Source organism: Bartonella sp. AU15XJBT (genome assembly GCF_028618615.1).
GTDB lineage: Bacteria > Pseudomonadota > Alphaproteobacteria > Rhizobiales > Rhizobiaceae > Bartonella.
In genome coordinates, this window is the sequence record NZ_JAQITG010000102.1 from 1 (window position 1) to 1,192 (window position 1,192).

Annotated in this window: 1 protein-coding gene; it reads left to right on the forward strand. The window is 36.2% G+C overall.

All coding sequences use genetic code 11. The features are described from left to right. The coding region (locus PVV57_RS10335; protein ID WP_273784048.1) for a hypothetical protein at positions 1-463 on the forward strand (463 nt) is incomplete at its 5' end. Between the last annotated feature and the right edge of the window lie 729 nt (positions 464-1,192).

A 1,192-nucleotide genomic window follows, 5' to 3' on the forward strand; every position in this document is an offset into this window, starting at 1 on the left:
ATCACGTGCAAAATCGCCCCGTGAAGCTGCTAATCAATTGGCAATAGAAATGCGTGCAAAGCGTTTCGGTTTAACGCTACAAGAGGCAAAAAATCCACTTTCTGGATCTTATATAGGGCGGCTTTGTTTGCAAGGTGTACTCACTCAAGAGCAATATGACGCTGCGCAACAGTACCTACAGATAAGAAACGATTACCTTTGTGCAAAGGGCTTGCCTAATGCGATTTATGACGAAATGCCGTCATCATCTGATGATAAGGCAAGAGATAAGTGGGTAGCATTTGCAACAGAGCAGTTTATAAACATGCAAGAGGCACTAAAAGAAGCCCAATGCCTCTATAGACAGTATAATCTTCATGCTGCGCTACAGTACCTCGTTGTAGAAGATCAAATGCTACCACACCTTGTGAATTCATTGAGGGTTGCTCTTAATGTGCTTCAGAAGTACTTTTCAAAAAAGTAGATTTCAAAAAGACATATATATCCATATATATATGGTATTGCAATAACAGCTAAGGCGGTCATTATTGTAAATAAAAACGCGGAAATCTTTAGCCTAAATCTCCAAAGTATGTTAATCGGAAGAGACATTATGGTGATTATTATGAAGCCTATTACAAACCATTCTATTCTATTGTTTTTATTAAAATGTCGTCTTAGTATACGAAGATAGTCTTTTTCTTCTATAGAAATTATTCTAAATGGACCTCTAGGGATTTCTTTAGAAATATAATCCAACATTCTTTCTGAAATACAAGTAATAAAAGAGGACGGTTTTTGTACATCACGAAAAACGGCAATTTGCCCATTTGAGCATGGAGGTCCCGAAGAAACATGTTCTGTTAATGGTTGACTACTTACATGACCAGTGAATAAGATACTCATTATTCCGAATAAGGCAATTTTCTTTAAATACGGTATTAACATCAGATTTTATCTTTTGTTTCTCAGTGTTGCATCTTCACTTCATACAGATTCCCTTCGAATATATCAATATGTGTTATTTTTGTGTTGACAAAGTGTAGCAAATCGTATTTAATGACACTGCTGTACTTAGGCGTATTGTGTCTAGAGAGGGAAATGTACAGTGAAAAATCCCCGCGTTTGCGGGGTTTTTTATTATCTGGAGGGTGTATTTTATGACATCACAAAATACAGAACAGGTTTCTCAAACAAAGAAAAAATATAGACC